Annotated in this window: 12 protein-coding genes and 2 pseudogenes; 10 read left to right on the top strand and 4 right to left on the bottom strand. The window is 72.0% G+C overall.

Going from position 1 to position 15707, the window contains the following annotated elements; translation table 11 throughout:
• Positions 1-24: 24 nt before the first annotated feature.
• A complete protein-coding gene (locus QCD66_RS09025) occupies positions 25-1452 on the bottom strand; it encodes an NYN domain-containing protein (RefSeq protein ID WP_375736178.1) in 1428 nt (475 codons plus the stop codon).
• A gap of 127 nt (positions 1453-1579) precedes the next feature.
• On the opposite strand from QCD66_RS09025, the gene QCD66_RS09020 reads away from it, so the two are divergent.
• From QCD66_RS09020 to QCD66_RS08995, 6 genes and pseudogenes are all read left to right on the top strand, one after another.
• On the top strand, positions 1580-3319 hold the full coding sequence (locus QCD66_RS09020; protein ID WP_375736177.1) for a DEDD exonuclease domain-containing protein: 1740 nt from the start codon (positions 1580-1582) through the stop codon (positions 3317-3319).
• 153 nt (positions 3320-3472) lie between these two features.
• A complete protein-coding gene (locus QCD66_RS09015; RefSeq protein ID WP_375736176.1) occupies positions 3473-5263 on the top strand; it encodes a RelA/SpoT family protein in 1791 nt (596 codons plus the stop codon).
• 182 nt (positions 5264-5445) lie between these two features.
• Positions 5446-5964: pseudogene (locus tag QCD66_RS09010) on the top strand (NUDIX hydrolase); the annotation flags it as partial.
• Positions 5965-6200: 236 nt separating this feature from the next.
• Positions 6201-7043, top strand: a complete 843-nt coding sequence (locus QCD66_RS09005; protein WP_375736175.1) for an NDP-sugar synthase — start codon at positions 6201-6203, stop codon at positions 7041-7043.
• Between the two features lie 146 nt (positions 7044-7189).
• Entirely contained in the window at positions 7190-7477 is a 288-nt protein-coding gene (locus QCD66_RS09000) for an Lrp/AsnC ligand binding domain-containing protein (RefSeq protein WP_357537650.1), read from the top strand.
• Positions 7478-7550: 73 nt separating this feature from the next.
• The gene (locus QCD66_RS08995; RefSeq protein WP_375736174.1) at positions 7551-8402 is read left to right on the top strand and encodes an alpha/beta fold hydrolase; all 852 of its coding nucleotides are present in this window, start codon (positions 7551-7553) and stop codon (positions 8400-8402) included.
• 97 nt (positions 8403-8499) lie between these two features.
• Here QCD66_RS08995 and trpD read toward each other — a convergent pair whose 3' ends face one another.
• From trpD to QCD66_RS08980, 3 genes and pseudogenes are all read right to left on the bottom strand, one after another.
• Positions 8500-9549 (bottom strand): anthranilate phosphoribosyltransferase, encoded by a 1050-nt coding sequence (gene trpD / locus QCD66_RS08990; protein WP_375736173.1) that lies wholly within the window; start codon positions 9547-9549, stop codon positions 8500-8502.
• 59 nt (positions 9550-9608) lie between these two features.
• A complete protein-coding gene (locus QCD66_RS08985; RefSeq protein WP_357537656.1) occupies positions 9609-10022 on the bottom strand; it encodes a hypothetical protein in 414 nt (137 codons plus the stop codon).
• Positions 10023-10298: 276 nt separating this feature from the next.
• Positions 10299-11249 (bottom strand): annotated as a pseudogene (locus tag QCD66_RS08980) (cytochrome c oxidase assembly protein); the annotation flags it as partial.
• A 109-nt stretch (positions 11250-11358) separates the two neighbouring features.
• Between QCD66_RS08980 and QCD66_RS08975 the strand changes: the two are divergent.
• The 4 genes from QCD66_RS08975 (at position 11359) to QCD66_RS08960 (ending at position 15613) form a co-directional block, all read left to right on the top strand.
• The gene (locus tag QCD66_RS08975) at positions 11359-11958 is read left to right on the top strand and encodes a heme-copper oxidase subunit III (protein WP_212821133.1); all 600 of its coding nucleotides are present in this window, start codon (positions 11359-11361) and stop codon (positions 11956-11958) included.
• 81 nt (positions 11959-12039) lie between these two features.
• Complete coding sequence (locus tag QCD66_RS08970) at positions 12040-12897, top strand: cytochrome c (protein ID WP_364209785.1); 858 nt, start codon at positions 12040-12042, stop codon at positions 12895-12897.
• Entirely contained in the window at positions 12894-13997 is a 1104-nt protein-coding gene (locus tag QCD66_RS08965; RefSeq protein WP_375736087.1) for a ubiquinol-cytochrome c reductase iron-sulfur subunit, read from the top strand. Before QCD66_RS08970 ends, QCD66_RS08965 begins: the two co-directional genes overlap by 4 nt.
• Positions 13994-15613 carry a cytochrome bc complex cytochrome b subunit gene (locus tag QCD66_RS08960; RefSeq protein ID WP_375736086.1) on the top strand — a complete coding sequence of 540 codons (1620 nt, stop codon included), beginning with the start codon at positions 13994-13996 and terminating at the stop codon, positions 15611-15613. The genes QCD66_RS08965 and QCD66_RS08960 overlap by 4 nt, the downstream gene beginning before the upstream one ends.
• The last annotated feature ends 94 nt before the right edge of the window (positions 15614-15707 follow it).

Raw genomic sequence — 15707 nt, 5'->3', positions numbered from 1 at the left:
CGCGAATGCAGTAAAAACCGCAGGTCAGGAGCGGGCGAGGCGACGCAGCAGCGAATCGGCGCCGAGCGGGTAGGCGCCGTGGCGGCGTACGCCGTCGGCGACCTCGCGGTCCGACGAGATGACGACCACCGCGCGGCCCGCGGGCTCGGCCCGGACCAGGCGGCGGATCAGCTCGTCGGCGGTCTCCCCCTTGCGGGAGAAGAGCACCCGTACGCCGCGCGGGGCGGGCGGCAGCCCGTGCACCCGCTCGGCCCCGTCGAAGACCACCGTCACCTCGTCACCGGTCTGCGCCGCGATCCCGCCCAGGCCGGTGATCAACCGTTTGCGCTGCTGCTCCAGCGACATCTCGGCGAAGCCGCGCTTGGTGACGTTGTAACCGTCGACGACCAGATGCGCCCGGGGCAGCGCCAGCAACTGGTCGAGCCGGCCCGGGTCGTCGGTGTCCTGGGCCCGGGCCCGGGCCTTGTCGGGGGCGCCGGGCACCTCGGCGAACTCGTCGGCGACGAAGTCGGCCGGCAGCCGGTCGGCCGGGTCGAGCGCCAGTTCCCGGCGCAGTCCCACGGCGGCCTGGCCGATGGTCTCCAGGAGCAGCCAGAGCCGCGCGTCGTCGACCGACCGGGCCTCCTTGGCGCTGTGCCGGGCGGCGCCGGCCAGCGACTCGGCCTCGGCCAGGCGGGCCCGGACGCGGCGCAGCTCGGCGTCGTGGTCGGCGGCGGCCCGGTTGGCCCGGCCCTTCTCGGTGGCCAGCAGCTCGGCGGCCCGCCGCTCCCGGGCCTGGGTCTCGCGCAGCGTGCGGGCCAGCACCCGGGACTCCTCGCGCAGCTGCCCCAGCTCCTCGCGGACCCGGGCCAGCTCGTCGCGCAGCTTGTCGGCCTCGACCTTGGCGACCGCCCGGTCGTGCTCGGCCCGGGTGGCCCGTTGCTCGGCCTCCCGTACCAGTTCGGCGACGACCGCGCTGTCGGCCTCGGCCCGTACGGCCGCACCGGCGGCCTCGACCAGGTCGCGCCAGCCCGCCGGGCGGGCCAGGTAGGCCAGGGCGGCCACCTCGACCGGGTCGGCGGCGGCCGGGCAGGCGCCCTCGATGACCGCCGCGCCCAGCTCACCGGCCTCGGCGAGCACCCGGTTGGTGATCCGCTGCCGGAAGAGCGGGTCACCGGCGAGCTGGGTGGCGATGGCGGCACCGCCGAGCCGGGCCCGGCGGTTGGGCGCGAACTTGGCGACCTTGCGCAGCGCGACCGGCAGCTCGTCGCCGGGCAGGCCGGGCAACGCGGTCGCGGCGAGCGCCACCACGCGCTGCCGGACCTGTTCGGGCAGGACCGGTTCGGGCTCGAGGTCCAGTTCGGCGTCGGTCCCCGCCAGGGCGTCGTCCGGCGGCGCGTCCGCCTCGGCGGTGCGCGCAGCGTCGACCGCCGCCACGGGCGGGCGGTCGTCGGACGGTTCCGGCAGGGACATCAGACAAGTCTCCCACCGTCCCGGCGTCTCCCGCTCGATGGCTCAGCGAACTGACCGCGGAGACCAGATCGTTACCGCTGGTACCCGTGGGGCGGGAGTGTCGTACCGGCACCGTACCCTGCCGCCCGTGGTCCGACCCGATTACGTCCAGGGCACCCTCGACGCCCAACTCGCCGACCCGGGCGCGGTGTCGCTACGGGAGACCACCTTCGTCGTGGTCGACCTGGAGACGACCGGCGGCGCCCCCGACGGCGGCGGCATCACCGAGATCGGTGCCGTCAAGGTCCGCGGCGGCGAGGAGCTGGGGGTGCTGGCGACGCTGGTCAACCCGGGGGTGCCGGTGCCGCCGTTCATCACCGTGCTGACCGGCATCACCCAGGCGATGGTCGCCCCGGCCCCGCCGGTCGAGGTGGTGCTGCCCAGCCTCCTGGAGTTCCTGCGCGGCGCCGTGCTGGTGGCGCACAACGCGCCGTACGACGTCGGGTTTCTCAAGGCGGCCTGCGCCCGGCACGGCTACACCTGGCCCAACCCCCGGGTGCTCGACACCGCCGCGCTGGCCCGCCGGGTGCTGACCCGTGACGAGGTGCCCAACCGCAAGCTCGGCACGCTCGCCGCCTTCTTCCGTACCCGGCAGCAGCCGACCCACCGGGCCCTCGACGACGCGAAGGCCACCGTCGACGTGCTGCACGGCCTGATCGCCCGGCTCGGCGGGCACCGCGTGCACACCATCGGCGACGCGATCGAGTTCGCCAAGGCGGTCACCCCGACCCAGCGGCGCAAGCGGCACCTCGCCGACGGGCTGCCGCACGTGCCCGGCGTCTACATCTTCCGTGCCGCCGACGACCGCCCGCTCTACGTGGGCACCTCGGTCGACATCGCGACCCGGGTCCGCAGCTACTTCACCGCCGCCGAGAAGCGGGCCCGGATGTCGGAGATGATCGGGGCGGCGCAGCGGGTGGAGGCGGTCGAGTGCGCCCACGCGCTGGAGGCCGAGGTACGCGAGCTGCGGCTGATCGCCGCGCACGCGCCGCCGTACAACCGGCGGTCGAAGTTCCCCGAGCGGGTCGTCTGGCTCAAGCTCACCCGGGAGCCCTACCCGCGGCTGTCCGTCGTCCGGGCGCTGGCCGAGGACGACGACGCCTACCTGGGGCCGTTCGCCTCGCGCCAGGCGGCCGAGTTGGCCGCGGCCGGCCTGCACGACGCGGTGCCGCTGCGGCAGTGCACCCACAAGCTGTCCATCCGCACCACGATCGCGGCCTGCGTCCTGGCCGAGCTGGGCCGGTGCGCGGCGCCGTGCGAGCACCGGATCTCGGTGCCCGACTACGAGCGGACCGCCGTCGACCCCTTCCGGACCGCCGCCACCGATCCGCGGGTGGTGGTCGACGCGCTGCTGGCCCGCATCGACACACTCGCGGAAGCCCAGCGCTACGAGGAGGCGGCGGTCGTGCGCGGCCGGCTCGCCGCCGTGCTGCGGGCCGCCATCCGGATGCAGCGGCTCACCGGACTGACCACGATCGCGCAGCTCGTCGCCGCCCGGCGGGCACCGGCGGGCGGCTGGGAGATCGCCGTCGTACGCCACGGCCGGCTCGCGGCGGCCGGCACGTCGCCGCCGGGTGTCCACCCCCGACCGACGCTGGACCTGCTCCGGGCGACCGCGGAGACGGTGCTGCCGGGGACGGGTCCGATCCCGAACGCCACGGCGGAGGAGACCGAGCGGATCCTCAACTGGCTGGAGCGGCCGGAGACCCGACTGGTGGAGACCTCCACCGGATGGGTGTCACCTGTTCGTGGTGCGGCTCGTTACCGTGAGCTGCTCAGGAGGGCCGAAGGGGCACCGTCGACAAAAGACTCGACCAAAAGCCTATAAGCAACTACCCGATCGGACTACCTTCCCTCGCATAGGCTGTTAGCCAAGTAGATTACTGGCAGCCAATGCCCGGTTCGGACGTCTGCCGGCCCGTCCAACATGTCCGGACGCGGGTCGGGGCGACCCGGGGGCGGGGTGAGGAGGTGTCACCGCGTGGACCTCGACGCCGGCCACGGCGCCGTTCTCGGACGCGCCCTGTCGACAAAGCAGAGCGAGATCCCGCTGACCAGACGTCTACGGTCGCTGCTGTCCTGGCCGTCGTCCGACGACGACCCGGTCGCCAAACTGACCCGGGCCCACCGCAGCGTCCACCCCTCCGCCGACGCGGCCGTCCTGCGGCGCAGCTACGCCATCGCCGACAACATGCACCGCGGGCAGTTCCGCAAGAGCGGTGAGCCCTACATCACCCACCCGCTGGCCGTCGCGCAGATCTGCGCCGAACTCGGCATGGACACCACCACCCTGGTCGCCGCGCTGCTGCACGACACGGTCGAGGACACCCAGTACACGCTCCAGGCGCTCGACGACGACTTCGGACCCGAGGTCGCCCACCTGGTCGACGGGGTCACCAAGTTCGACAAGGCGTTCTACGGCAAGGCCGCCGAGGCCGAGACGATCCGCAAGATGATCGTCGCCGCCGGCAAGGACGTCCGGGTCCTGATCATCAAGCTCGCCGACCGGCTGCACAACATGCGTACGCTCGACGCCCGCTCCCCCGCCTCGCGGGCCCGGATCGCCCGGGCCACCCAGGACGTGCTGGTGCCGCTCTGCGACCGGCTCGGCATCCAGGCGCTCAAGCGTGACCTCGACGACACCGTGCTGCTGCACCTCGAGCCCGAGGCGCACGCCCAGATAAAGCAGCACGTCGAGCACCGTCCCGGGTGGACCGAATACCTGGCGCACGTCGTGGCGCAGGCGAAGGGAGCGCTGCGTCACGAGAAGGTGACCGCCTCGGTGGCCGTCCGTGACCGGCACCTCTACTCGATCTGGAAGGACACCGTCGCGCAGCGGTCGCCGGTCCCCCACGACCTGCCCCGCATCGCCGTGGTCGTCGACGGCCCCGACACCGACTGTTACGCCGCGCTCGGCGCGATCCACGGTCGCTGGCGCCCCGTCGCCGGCCGGTTCAAGGACTTCATCGCCTCCCCGAAGAACAACCTCTACCGGTCGCTGCACACCACCGTCGTCGGCCCCGACGAACGCCCCGTCGAGGTGCTGATCCGCACCGAGAGCATGCACCGGTCCGCCGAATACGGCGTCGCCGAGCAGTTCCGCTTCCCCAGGCCCGACGGCGAACGGGAAAGCGGCGCCGACCAGCTCGGCTGGCTGCGGCGGGTGCTCGACTGGCAGCAGGAGACCGCCGACTCGGCCCAGTTCCTCGAATCGCTGCGCTGCGACCTCTCCGAAAGCCAGATCCAGGTCTTCTCCGACGGCCGCCAGCTCGTCCTGCCGGCCGGCTCCACACCGGTCGACCTGGCGTACGAACTCGGCACCGACAAGGGCGACCACTGCCTCGCCGCGAAGATCAACGGCCGGCTCGCCCCGCTCTCGTCCCCACTCGACGACGGCGACGTCGTGGAGATCTTCACCGAGAGCGACGGGCACGCCCACATCGACGCGCGGAGCGGGGCGGCCGGGCCGCGCCGGGAATGGCTCGGCTTCGTCAAGTCGCCGCACGCCCAGATGCAGATCAACCGCTGGTTCGCCGAACACGAGGAACCCGGGATCAGCATCGCCGACAAGGTACGCCTCGGCCGCGCCACCATCGGGCTCGCACTGCGCAAACACGACCGTGGCCTGGCCAACGACGCGCCACTGCGGCGGCTCGCCGGCGAGATGGGCTACCCCGACCTGGAGACCATGCTCGTCGCGGTGTTCGACCGCGCCATCGAGCCGGACCAGGTGGTCGAGCAGCTGATCGACCTGGTGGACAAGCGCAACTAGAAGCCCTTCGGGCTGGGTTACGCGTTGATCAAGGGGTTGTTGTGCGACAAATATCGTGGCTCAGTGGGCACGGTTTGTCCTTGATCAACGCGGCAATCAGCGCGGTCTGGACACGGGTGGCTCACGCGGGGCGGGGCGTGGGGGTGTGAGCCGGGTCTCGGGTGAGGCTCTAGCCTTGGGGGGTGAACTCCCGGCGGTCGCCCAGTCGTGCTCTGTTCTACCGGACGTTCTACCGGCTGCCGCACCCGCTGCGGCGGCGGCTCGTCCGGCTCGCCGTACCGAAGTACATCGTCGGGGCGGTGACCCTGCTGCGTGACAGCGAAGCCGAGGCACCGGGCCGGATCCTGCTGCTGCGGCAGCCACCCGGGCGCGGCTGGAGCCTGCCGGCCGGGCTGCTGCAACGAGGTGAGGCACCCGTCGTCGGCGCGGCCCGCGAACTGCACGAGGAGAGCGGCGTACGGCTGCCGCCCAGCGCCCTGCGGCCGGCCGTCCCGAACGCGATCGTGCACGCCAAGGGCTGGGTCGACGTCGTGTTCGAGGCATCCGTACCGGCGTCCGGCACGACCCTGTCGGTCGACGGCGCCGAGGTGTTCGAGGCGCGGTGGCACTCACTCGACGCGCTGCCCCGGCTGACGCAGGCGACTGCCCGGCTCCTCGCCCACTACGGCATCGGCCCGCTCGCCACCGACGCCGGCCCGGCCGGCACGCCACCAGACGCCACGGGGCAAGGCTCCACGCGACAAGAGGCCACGCGACAAGACGCCGCGCGACAAGACGCCGCGCGACAAGCGGGCGCGCCACCGGCCGGGACCCAACCGGCCGACGCGCAACCAGCCGGCACCGGACCGGCCGGCGACCGGGCCGCCGGCCCGGAGACGGTGGAACCCGTGCCGGCCGCCGGGTCCGGGGACCCGCGCTCCGATCCGCAGGACGGCCGGTGACCGGGCCCGCCGACGGGATCTGTGCCGTCGTGCTGGCCGCCGGCGAGGGTCGGCGGTTGCGGCCGCTGACCGAACACCTGCCCAAGGCGCTGTGTCCGGTCGGAAACGTGGCGCTGCTCGACCGGGCCCTGGACCGGGTCGCCGCACTCGGCTTCACCGGGACCGACCGGGTGGCCGTCAACGCCTGCTACCTCGGCGACCGGGTGGTCGACCACGTCGGCGACCGGACACACCTGTCGGTCGAGCCCGGCGATCCGCTGGGCACGTCCGGCGGCATCGGCAACCTGCGGGACTGGATCGGCGGGCGGGGGGTGCTGGTCGGCAACGCCGACGCGTACCTCGCCGCGGACGTCCCACCGGGTGCCGACATCGCCGCGCTGCTCGCCGGCTGGGACGGGGAGACCGTACGCCTGCTCGGGCAGCCGCTCGACGACCCGGCCGAACGGGGCGGGTTCAGCGGCCACCGCTTCGCCGGATTCTCACTGTTGCCCTGGCGGTACGTCCGCGACCTGCCGCCGGATCCGGCGGAACTGGTGCGTACCGTCTGGCGGCCCGCCGAGGCGGCCGGCGCGCTCGAGGTGGTTCCGTTCACCGGCACCTATCTGGACACCGGCACACCGCGCGACTACCTGGCCGCGAACCTGCACGCGGCCGGTGGCGGCGAGCTGGTGCACCCGCGGGCCCGGGTCAGCGGAACGGTGCGGCAGGCGGTGGTCGGCGCGGACGCCGACGTGGCGGGGACGGTCCGGCGGGCGGTCGTCTGGCCCGGCGCGGTGGTGGCGGCCGGCGAGACGCTGAGCGACGCGATCCGGGTCGGCCGCGACCTCACCGTCTCCTGATCCGCGTGATCAGGGACCGGGTCGGGCGCGTCGTCGGCGTGTCGGGCGCACCGTCCCTGATCACCGTGATCAGGGAGCGCGCGGCGCGGGCCGGGTCACGGATCTAGGATGTACGGCGAGGTAACTGGCGTGGAGAGGTGGACCCGGTGATCACGGCGATAGTCCTGGTTGACTGCGAGACCGACTCGATCCCGGAGGTGGCCGCAAGGCTGGCCGACCTGCCGGGGGTCAGCGAGGTCTACTCGGTCGCCGGTGGTGTCGACCTGGTCGCGATGGTCCGGGTACGCGAGTTCGACCAGATCGCCGAGGTCATCGCCGGCGGGATCTCCAAGGTCGCGGGCGTGCTCGACACGCAGACGCACATCGCCTTCCGTGCCTACTCGCGGCACGACCTGGAGGAGGCGTTCGCGATCGGGCTCGCCGACGCCGACTGAGCGGGCACGTCGCTCGGGCCCGTGATCCGGAACACGCTACCCATCGGTAACATCGCGCTCGTAGGCTGACCCGGTGACGCTCGAATACACGCAGGAGCATCTCGACCGCGGCACCGACCGGATCGGGCTCCAGACCTATCCGGAGCCCGAGGGCGTCGTCGACGCACCCGTCGTGGTGATCTTCCCGGCGATGGGCGTACGGGCGCACTACTACCGCCCCTTCGCGGCCGAACTGCGCGCCGCCGGCCTCGCCGTCGTCGTCGCCGACCTGCGCGGCACCGGTACGAGCACTCCCCCGCCGAGCCGCGCCTCGACGTACGGCTACGCCGAACTCGTCGACGACATCGGGGTGGTGCTCGACACCCTCAAGCCGCGGTTCGCCGGGCGGCGCCGGCTGCTGCTCGGCCACTCGCTCGGTGGCCAGGCGGCCGTGCTGCACCTGGCGCTCACCCTGGACGCGACCGTCGACGGGCTGGTGCTGGTCGCGGTCGGGATGCCGTACTGGCGGCTGTACCAGGGCGGCCGGCGCTACGGCGTGCTGCCGTACACGCAGGGCATCGTCGCCACGTCCGCCCTGCTGCGGGTGTGGCCGGGGTGGGGGTTCGGCGGCCGGCAGGCGCGCGGGGTGATCCGGGACTGGGGGCACACCGCACGGACCGGACGGTTCCCGGCGATCCGCGGCGTCGACGCGGAGGCCGCCGTCCGCGGGATCACCACCCCGGTGCTCGCGGTCAGCATGGACGACGACCAGTTCACCCCGCACGGGACGCTCGACCACCTGTGCGCCAAGTTCGACTCGGCGCCCGTGGAGCGCGAGCGTTACACCGTGGCGCGGGCCGGCGGCCGGCTGGACCACTTCGTCTGGGTACGCGCCAGCGCCCCACTGGCGGCCCGCATAGCGACCTTCGCCAAAACCCTCCCCTGACCCCTCCCCCCGCCAAACTTCCCCGCGATCTTGCATTTGTCGCCGGACAGAACGGGCGAATGGAGGAGACAACCGCAAGATCGCGGGGAACAGGGGGCTAGGCGGCGGTGCGGGCCACCTCGACCCAGTGGTCGAGAAGGCGCGTGGCGGCGCCGGAGTCGACGGCCGCGGCGGCCCGGTCGAGGCCGGCACGCATCCCGGTCAGCAGGTCGTCGCCGAGCCCGGCCTGGGCGGCGAGCGCCGCCGCCGCGTTGACCAGCACCGCGTCACGCACCGGGCCGGGCTCGCCGGCGAACATCCGGCGCGCCGCGTCGGCGTTGAAGGCCGCGTCGCCGCCACGCAGGTCGCCCGGCTGCGACCGGGCGACGCCGAGGTCTGCGGCGTCGGCCACGGTGGCGGTGACGGCGCCGCCGTGCGCCACCCACACCCGGGTCGGCGCCGCGGTGCTGAACTCGTCGAGCCCGTCCTCGCCGCGCATCACCAGCACCGAGTCGCCGCGGGCGGCGAAGACGCCGGCCATGACCGGGGCCATCCGGGCGTCGAAGCAGCCGACGGCCGCGCCCCGCGGCCGGGCCGGGTTGGTCAGCGGGCCGAGGAAGTTGAACGCGGTCGGCACGCCGATCTCGCGCCGCGGGACGGACGCGTGCCGGAAGCCGGGGTGGAACCGGCCGGCGAAGCAGAATCCGATGCCGGCCTCGGTGACGCAGCGCGCCACGCCCTCGGGGCTCAGGTCGAGCGGGACGCCGAAGAACTCCAGCAGGTCGGCCGCGCCGCACGACGACGACGCGGCCCGGTTGCCGTGCTTGACCACGGGTACGCCGGCGGCGGCGACCACGATCGCGGCCATGGTCGAGATGTTGACGGTGTGCGCCCGGTCGCCACCGGTGCCGACGATGTCGACGGCACGCGACCGCAGGTCGTCGGGAAGCTCGACAGGCACGGCCTGGGCGAGCATCGCCTCGACGAGCCCGGCCAGTTCGGCCGAGGTCTCCCCCTTGGCGCGCAGGGCCATCGCGAAGCCGGCGATCTGCGCCGGTGTCGCCGTACCCGACATGATCTCGCCCATGGCCCAGGCGGTGTCGGCGGTGGAGAGTTCTTCGTCGCGCAGCAGCGTGGACAGCAGGCTGGGCCAGGTCCGTTCGCCCATGATGGGCCTCCCGAGCGGGGGTGGGGGTCGGAGTGCGGCGGCGACCCGGGCGGCGCTGACTAGGCCGTCGCCACCGTGCCGCCCTTTGCGCCGGAACGCAGCAGGCGGGCGACGGTCTGCCCGGTCGTCACCGGGTCGAGGGGGTGCACGAGGGTGGCGTCGACCTCGGCGAACGCGGCGAGCCACTTGTCGGCGGCCCGGGCGATCACCACGCAGACGGGTGGGGTGTCGGACCGCTCGTCGCGGATCTGGCGGGCGATGCCGATGCCGCCGGCGGGGGTCGCCTCGCCGTCGAGGAGCAGCAGGTCGATCTCGTAGTCGTCGACGTGCCGGAGGCATTCCGCGTAGCTCGACGCGTCGAGGAACTCCACCCGGAGGTCGCTCGCCGGCCGGGGGCCGACGGCGAGCCGCATCCGGTCACGGACCTGCGGGTCGTCGCTGTAGAGCAGGACGGTGTAAAGACGATCGCTCATCGCTGGCAAGGCTCCCACGTCGTAGCTGCCCGCCGATCCTACCGGTCGGGTCCGGCCGGGCCGGACCCGCCGCCCGGGTCGAGGTCAGCCGGGCGTCCCGGCGACCGGCTCGCGCCCCGCGAGCCCGTCGGCCGGGTCACCGTCCGCCGTCCCCGACGCCGGCCGCGGCACGACCGCCCCACCGTCCGGGTCCGCCGCCCCACCCGCCGGGCGGGCGTCGCCGTCCGGGTCCGCCGCCCCGCCGGCCGGGCGGGCGTCGCCGACCGGGCCGGCCGGGCCGGACGCCTGCCGGGCCAGCTCGCGGGCCTCCTGCCGGTCGAGTTCGCGGTCCATCCGGCGGGCCTCCCGCTCGGACTGCCGCATCCACTGCACGACGAGTACGGCGAGCATGGTGACGCTGACGAACTCGCCACCGGCCCACAGGATGCCGCCGGCGATCTTCTGGTCGGTCCACGGGTCGGCCCAGGCGAGCTGGAGCGACGGGTACCAGTCGCCGCCGAACAGCGTGCTGCTCTGCATGATCGTGAGCCCGAGCACGGTGTGGAACGGCACCGACAGCACCATGAGCAGGGCCCGCCCCGGGTAGGGCCAGCGGCCGGGCAGCGGGTCGAGCCCGATCAGCGGCCAGAAGAACAGGCAGCCGGTGAGGATGAAGTGGACGTGGACCACCTCGTGGGCGAACGCGTTCTCCAGGGTGAGCCGGTAGAGGCCGGTGAAGTAGAGCACGAACGGGTTGACGACGAAGAGCCCGAACGCGAAGAGCGGGTGCGCCACGACCCGGGCGAACCGGCTGTGCACGACGGCGAGCAGCCGGCGGCGCGGGGCGGCCCCCAGGGTGCGCAGCGCCAGCGTCACCGGGGCACCGAGGGCGAGGAAGATCGGCGCGATCATGGAAAGCACCATGTGCTGCACCATGTGCACCGAGAGCAGCGTGGTGTCGTACGCGTGCAGGCCGCTGAGCGTCACGGCGGCGATGCCGCCGAGGCCGGGTCCGAGGAACAGCAGGGTACGGGCGACCGGCCAGCGGTCGCCGCGCAGCTTCAGCCGGTGCACGCCGTAGAGGTAGAGCCCGGCGGCCAGGACCAGGCCGAGGGCGAGCCAGTTGTCGAGCCGGGCCTGGGTGAAGAGGGCGGCGACGGTGAACGGCGGCGGCAGGGCCTCGCCCTGCGCCGCGACCGCCAGGAGCTGGGCCGGGGTTACGGTGGTGATCGGATCGACCTGGAGCACGGTGCCGAGGCTAGGCCAGCCGCAGCGGGCGAGGTCAGCCGACCCGTGATTCACCCCAGTTTGGTGACCCCGGCGATCGGCGAACCTGGTCGGGGGCAATAATGACCGCGTGACTGCGGCCCCAGCCATTGACAAGAGCCGGATCCACTCTCTGACGCGCCCGAACATGGTCAGCGTCGGGACGATCGTGTGGCTCTCGAGCGAGCTCATGTTCTTCGCGGCGCTGTTCGCGATGTACTTCTCCATCCGCGCTGCGGACTACAGCATGTGGGAGAAGCACACGCCGGTGCTCAACATCCCGTACGCGACGACCTTCACGGTGATCCTGGTGCTGTCCTCGATCACCTGCCAGATCGGCGTGTTCGCGGCGGAGCGGGGTGACGTGCACGCGTTGCGACGCTGGTTCACGATCACCTTCATCATGGGGTTGATCTTCATTCTCGGACAGCTCAACGAGTACCGCGAGCTGGTGCACCACGGCATCAAGATCAACACCGACGGGTACGGCTCGATGTTCTACCTGACCACCGGCTTCCACGGTCTCCACGTGGCCGGCGGCCTGGTGGCCTTCATCATCTTCATGATCCGCACCACCATGGGCCGGTTCACACCGGCGCAGGCGACCTCGGCGATCGTGGTGTCCTACTACTGGCACTTCGTCGATGTCGTGTGGATCGCCCTCTTCGCCATGATCTACTGGCTTCAGTGATCTTGGCGAACCGCGCTGTCACATTCCGCGCTGCCGCCCCGTCCCTAGGACAAGGTCGAGAAACCGTTAAGGACACAGGCCATGACTTCTGACACCCCCGCCGACCGGCGCGGCGACCGCGAGCGCGGCCTGCTCGCGCGGCTCCGCCGCGGGCGGTCGACACCCCGCAGCCGGGGCCGCCGGCGTGTGGGCGCCGCGTTCCGCCTGCTCGCCGCGCTGTTGCTGGCCGGTGGCGCGTACACCGTCTTCGCGCCCGGCCTGAACGCCGAGGACACCCCCCAGCTCACCAGCGCCGCCGAGGACGGCCGGGCGCTGTTCGACGTGAGCTGCGTGACCTGCCACGGTCGCAACGCGCAGGGTGTCGACGGGCGTGGCCCGAGCCTCATCGGCGTCGGCGCGGCATCGGTGGAGTTCCAGGTCGGCACCGGCCGGATGCCGATGGCCCGGCAGGAGGCCCAGGCGCCGCGCAAGCCCCCGGTCTTCACCGACGAGGAGATCCGCCAGCTCGGCCAGTACATCCAGGAACTCGGCGGCGGGCCGCAGATCCCGGACGGCGACCTGAAGGCCGGCGGTGACGTCGCCAACGGCGGCCACCTCTTCCGGGTCAACTGCTCGTCCTGCCACGCCTTCAGCGGCGGCGGCGGCGCCCTCTCGTCCGGCAAGTACGCCCCGTCGCTGAACGATTCGACCGACCGGCAGATCTACGCCGCGATGCTCACCGGCCCGCAGAACATGCCGGTGTTCGGCGACAACCAGCTCACGCCGGAGCAGAAGGCCGACATCATCGCGTACGTCCAGGAGTCGCTGAAGACCGACGGCGACCCGGGCGGGTTCTTCAACCTCGGACGCTACGGCCCGGTCACCGAGGGCGTGGCGGTCTTCCTTGTCGGCATGGTCGCCCTGATCTTCGCCAGTCTGTGGATTGCGGGGAAGTCGTGAGCACGCACACCGAGACCAAGGCGCACAGCGCCGAACAGGAGCCGATCGACGTACACGATCCGCGCCTGACCGACTGGGACGTCCTGCGCGAGGGTGCCCGGCGGGACGACATCGAGATCGTGCACTACGAGCCGCCGTTCCCGGTGCCCGGCACCAAGGCGGAGCGGCGCCTTGTCCGGGTCGTCGCCGGGTTCTTCCTGATCACCGGCCTGGCCGCGACCGCGTTCCTGGCGGTCTACATCTGGTGGCCGTGGGAGCACGAGGCCGGCAACGGCGCCGACAAGTTCTACACGCCGCTGCTCGGGCTGACCCTGGGCATCGCCCTGCTCGGCATCGGGTTCGGCATCCTGACCTGGGGCAAGAAGCTGATCCCGCACGAGGTCGCGATCCAGGGCCGGCACGACGGCGGCTCGCCGGCGGACGACCGCAAGATCACCGGTAGCACGTTGACGTACATGGTCGACGAGCTGGGTGTGAAGCGTCGGCCGCTGCTCGGCATCTCGCTGCTCGCCGGGCTGGCGCCGGTCGCCGCCGTCGCCGCGGCGCCGTTGGTCGGCGGTCTGATCAAGAACCCGCACACGAACAACCAGATGTTCACCACGGGTTGGGCGCCGGTCGAGGAGGGTGGCACGACCCACCTGATCCGGCTCACCCACTCCGACGGCACCCCGATCCGGCCCGAGGACGTCAGCGTCGGCGGTCAGATCACGGTGTTCCCCGGCATTCCCGGTGGCGCGACCAACAAGCACGCCGACTCCCCCACCCTGCTGATCCACCTGCGGGCCGACGACGCCCAGCTCGCCGCGGAGAACAACGCGCGCGAGGACAAGGCGGACTACATGTGGGGCAACTACATCGCGTACTCGAAGATCTGCACCCACGCCGGTTGCCCGGCCAGCCTGTACGAGCAGCAGACCAACCGCCTGCTGTGCCCGTGCCACCAGTCACAGTTCCTGATCACCGACAACGCCCAGCCGATCTTCGGGCCCGCCAGCCGCAGACTGCCCCAGCTGCCGATCTCGGTCGACGAGGAGGGCTTCTTCGTGGCGACGTCCGACTTCAAGGAGACCGTCGGGCCAGACTTCTGGGAGCGGCCGTGAAGCGCCGGAAGAAGATTGACGTAGCCGCGCTGCCCGGCAAGGCCGGAGGCGAGGTCGACGACCGGCTCCAGGTGGCGACCCCACTGCGGGCTCTGCTCAACAAGGTCTTCCCCGACCACTGGTCGTTCCTGCTCGGTGAGATCGCGCTCTTCTCGTTCGTGGTCGTGCTGCTCACCGGCGTGTTCCTGACGTTCTTCTACGACCCGTCGCTGTCGCACGTGGTCTACGACGGCAGTTTCGCCCCGCTGCGCGGCCAGTCGATGACCGCGGCCTACGCGACCACGCTGGACATCTCGTTCGACGTGCGTGGTGGCCTGATCATGCGGCAGATGCACCACTGGGGGGCGCTGCTGTTCATGGCGTCGATCGTGGTGCATATGCTGCGGGTGTTCTTCACCGGCGCGTTCCGCAAGCCGCGTGAGCTCAACTGGATCATCGGTAGCCTGCTCTTCTGGGTCGGCTTCCTGGCCGGCTTCACCGGCTACTCGCTGCCCGACGACGGCCTGTCCGGCACCGGTCTGCGGATCGCCTCCGGCATCATGCTGTCGATCCCGGTGGTCGGTTCCTGGCTCACCTCGTCGATCTTCGGCGGGGAGTTCCCGGGCGAGGTCATCATGGGCCGCTTCTTCATCGCCCACGTGCTGCTCATCCCTGGTCTCCTGCTCGCGCTGATCAGCGCCCACCTGGGCCTGGTCTTCAAGCAGAAGCACACCCAGTGGCCGGGGCCGGGCCGGACGAACGACAACGTGGTCGGCGAGCGGATGTTCCCCCGCTACGCGATCAAGCAGGGCGGCTTCTTCATGATCGTCTTCGGCGTGATCGCGCTGTTGGGCGGTCTGTTCCAGATCAACCCGGTCTGGCTCTTCGGCCCGTACGAGGCCGCGGTGGTGTCGGCGGCGAGCCAGCCCGACTGGTACGTCATGTTCCTCGACGGCTCGACCCGACTCATGCCGGGCTGGGAGATCCACATCCCCATCGGCAACGGGTACGTCATCCCACCGCTGTTCTGGCCGACGGTGGCCCTGCCCGGGGTCCTGACCATGCTGCCGATCTTCTATCCGTTCATCGAGGCGCGGCGCAACAAGGACAACCGGCACCACAACCTGCTCCAGCGGCCCCGGGACGTCCCGAACCGGACCGGCCTGGGCGCCATGGCCATCGCGTTCTACCTGGTGCTGACCCTGTCCGGCGGCAACGACGTCATCGCCGACAAGTTCCACATCAGCCTCAACGCGATGACCTGGGCCGGCCGGATCGGTCTGATCCTGCTGCCGCCGATCGCCTACTACATCACGTACCGGATCTGCCTGGGTCTCCAGCAGCACGACCGGGAGGTGCTGGCACACGGCGTGGAGACCGGCATCATCCGCCGGCTGCCGGACGGCCGCTTCGTCGAGGTGCACCAGCCGCTCGGCGGGACGGACGAGCACGGCCACGGCGAACTGGAGTACGCGGGTTGGGTCGTACCGAAGAAGATGAACCGGCTCGGGGCGCTGGGCCCGGCCATCAAGGGCTTCTTCGTGCCGATCGAGAAGCCGGTCGAGGCGCCGGTCTCGCCGGGGCACCCTCCGGTCTCGGCCCGCACCGAGGAGAAGGAGATCAGCGGCAAGCGCTGACCACCGTCACCTGACGAAACGTGGCGCCCACCCTGGAGGTGGGCGCCACGTTCGTTTCCGGGCCGCCACGGCGGCCCTGGGGCGGTTTCCGGGC

This window comes from Polymorphospora sp. A560, assembly GCF_045781765.1.
Taxonomy (GTDB): Bacteria; Actinomycetota; Actinomycetes; order Mycobacteriales; family Micromonosporaceae; genus Polymorphospora; species Polymorphospora lycopeni.
Note: the sequence above shows the minus strand (reverse complement) of the source record. Positions and strands in the feature narration are given on the sequence as shown.